At 59.9% G+C, this 2,621-nt stretch carries 2 protein-coding genes, 3 tRNA genes and 2 pseudogenes; 6 read left to right on the forward strand and 1 reads right to left on the reverse strand.

Features of this window, described 5'->3' with window-relative positions; all coding sequences use genetic code 11:
• Positions 1 to 57: 57 nt before the first annotated feature.
• Positions 58 to 557: pseudogene (locus RHBS_RS26700) on the reverse strand (YajQ family cyclic di-GMP-binding protein).
• Positions 558 to 731: 174 nt separating this feature from the next.
• On the opposite strand from RHBS_RS26700, the gene RHBS_RS26705 reads away from it, so the two are divergent.
• From RHBS_RS26705 to hadB, 6 genes and pseudogenes are all read left to right on the forward strand, one after another.
• Positions 732 to 814 (forward strand) — tRNA-Tyr (locus RHBS_RS26705).
• Positions 815 to 963: 149 nt separating this feature from the next.
• Positions 964 to 1,036, forward strand: a tRNA-Thr gene (locus tag RHBS_RS26710).
• Between the two features lie 62 nt (positions 1,037 to 1,098).
• Positions 1,099 to 1,171: transfer RNA gene (locus RHBS_RS26715), tRNA-Met, on the forward strand.
• Between the two features lie 81 nt (positions 1,172 to 1,252).
• Positions 1,253 to 1,420: a 50S ribosomal protein L33 gene (gene rpmG / locus RHBS_RS26720; protein WP_027498281.1), complete on the forward strand. Its 168-nt coding sequence runs from the start codon at positions 1,253 to 1,255 to the stop codon at positions 1,418 to 1,420.
• Positions 1,421 to 1,561: 141 nt separating this feature from the next.
• Complete coding sequence (gene hadA / locus RHBS_RS26725) at positions 1,562 to 2,074, forward strand: (3R)-hydroxyacyl-ACP dehydratase subunit HadA (RefSeq protein WP_128646858.1); 513 nt, start codon at positions 1,562 to 1,564, stop codon at positions 2,072 to 2,074.
• A pseudogene (gene hadB / locus RHBS_RS26730) lies at positions 2,061 to 2,485 on the forward strand ((3R)-hydroxyacyl-ACP dehydratase subunit HadB). Before hadA ends, hadB begins: the two are co-directional and overlap by 14 nt.
• Positions 2,486 to 2,621 lie beyond the last annotated feature (136 nt).

A 2,621-nucleotide genomic window follows, 5' to 3' on the forward strand; every position in this document is an offset into this window, starting at 1 on the left:
GCCAAAACGCAACGGCCCGCGTGCTACGAATTTCCGCTCACATGCGGCGAAGCCGCTCTACCGGTAGTTGACGAACTGCAGTGCGATCCCGAAGTCCTCGTTCTTGAGCAGCTGCTGGATGGCCTGCAGGTCGTCGCGCTTCTTGCTGCTCACTCGCAGTTCGTCGCCCTGGATCTGCGCCTTGACGCCCTTGGGGCCGTCGTCGCGGATCTTCTTGGAGATCTTCTTGGCGTTCTCGGTCGTGATGCCCTGCACGAGTTTGCCGGTGACCTTGTAGACCTTGCCGGACGCGGCCGGATCGTTGGTCTCGAAGGCCTTGAGGGAGACGTCCCGTCGGATCAGCTTCTCCTTGAACACGTCGAGGGCGCCTTGACCTTCTCCTCGGATTCGGAGGTGATGACGATGGTTTCGGACTCGCCGCTGCCGGACCATTCGATGCTGGTGTCGGATCCACGGAAGTCGAAGCGGGTCGCCAGCTCCTTCGCGGCCTGTCCGACAGCGTTGTCCACTTCCTGTCGGTCGACTTTGCTCACTACGTCGAAGGACGAATCAGCCACTTCTCACACTCTCCAGTCGGATCGAAAATTTGATTTGGCGGTGGTGTCGGTCCACATCCCGCAGGGACTTTATCGGCCCGCTACCGACCGTATCCACCGGTTTGCGTTCCGGGGGGACGTTCGTTGTATTCTTCTCACCGCGCCGAAGAGCAGTACGGGCTTCGATCGCATCACGGCAGATTGCCCGAGCGGCCAATGGGAGCGGACTGTAAATCCGTCGGCTTATGCCTACGTAGGTTCGAATCCTACATCTGCCACACCTGGAACCCCGGCGAGGATTTCTCTCGCTGGGGTTTCCATGTGAGAGGGACCAGAACGGCTCGCTGACCACGCAATTTGGTAGTCGGCGCTCCGAATGTGTAACCTCTTGAAGGCTTCAGCGCACGGCTTGATGTGCTCTGATCCCGCCCCCTTAGCTCAGTCGGTAGAGCGTTTCCATGGTAAGGAAAAGGTCAACGGTTCGATTCCGTTAGGGGGCTCGCTGGATTGGATGGCTCGACGTCGCGTTCCCCACGTGGGATGGTGGACGATGAGCACCTGAGGCGGTGTAGCTCAGTTGGTAGAGCAAACGACTCATAATCGTTGCGTCGCCGGTTCAAGTCCGGTCACCGCTACACAGTAGGCAAGCACGACCCGTAGCACCCATGAACAGTCCTGATTGACCCTGATCAGATTTACCCGAAAGTAGGCGTCCAGTGGCCTCCTCCACCGATGTGCGGCCCAAGATCACCTTGGCCTGCGAGGTTTGCAAGCACCGCAACTACATCACGAAGAAGAACCGTCGGAACGATCCCGACCGCATCGAGCTGAAGAAGTTCTGCTCCAACTGCGGCACGCATCGGGCTCACCGCGAATCTCGCTAGTCCGCTCGGCTCGCTGGTTCGCAGTTCCGTTCACCAGTCGGCGCCCGGCGTTAGGACACACTTCTTCCCCTAACGGCTCTTGCGTCCAGGGTAGAAAAGGTTGTCTTTCCGTGTCACAAGCTCCGCACGACGTCCCCGGCCATGGATGCATCCGCACACGCGGCGTCCATGGTCGGTTCTCATTTTCGCGTCGACGACTTCTACGAGGTCGGCCGCGAGAAGGTGCGTGAATATGCGCGTGCCGTCCAGGATTTTCATCCCGCGCATCACGACGAGGACGCTGCGAAGGGCCTCGGTTACGACGGTCTCCTCGCGCCCTTGACCTTCATTTCCCTGCTCGGAATCATGTCGCAGACCCGGATGTTGCAAGAGATCATCACGGGATACGACCCGAGTCAGATTCTGCAGACCGATCAGAGACTGGAATTTCATCGCCCGATCCAGGTGGGCGATCGAATCTTCTGCGACGTGTATCTCGAGTCGTTCCGGCAGATGAGCGGCAGCGACATCATGACCACCAAGAACATCATCACCGATCAGAACGGCGATCTCGTTCAAACGACCTGGACGACCATTGTGGCGCGCACCGGCGGGGAGATCGACGAGAACATCGCCCATGCGGTCAAGGAAGTGATCAGGCATGGCGCTTCGTAGTTTCGACGACGTGTCCGTCGGCGAGGAGCTGCCCGAGCGAGTCGTGTCCTTGACCCGCGGCGACCTGGTGAACTACGCAGGTGTGTCCGGCGATCCCAACCCGATCCACTGGAGTGACGAGGTTGTCGCGCTGGCCGGATTGGACAACGTGATCGCGCACGGCATGCTGACGATGGGCCTCGGTGCCGGTTTCGTCACGTCATGGCTCGGCGATCCGGGTGCGGTCACCGAGTACAACGTGCGCTTCACCAGCTCGGTGTTCGTCCCGGCGGATTCGGCGGCGCAGGTCGAGTTCACCGGCAAGATCAAGACGATGGACGCGAGGAGCGAACTGCCGTGATTGCCATCGTGGCGAAGTTCGAGGGCAAGAAGATTTTCGGGCGAGCTACCGCAACGGTACGTTTGGCCTGAGCATGTCGATCCGGCAGAAGCAGTTCGTGGCCGGGACGACGGGATTTATCTGTTCCGAAGAGTGTGCAGTACACTGAGATTTCTGGGGTAATCCGGCGCTCTGCGCTGCCCGCGTCCTCTTCCCGAGGTTACGTGG

The organism is Rhodococcus sp. BS-15 (genome assembly GCF_000813105.1).
GTDB lineage: Bacteria > Actinomycetota > Actinomycetes > Mycobacteriales > Mycobacteriaceae > Rhodococcoides.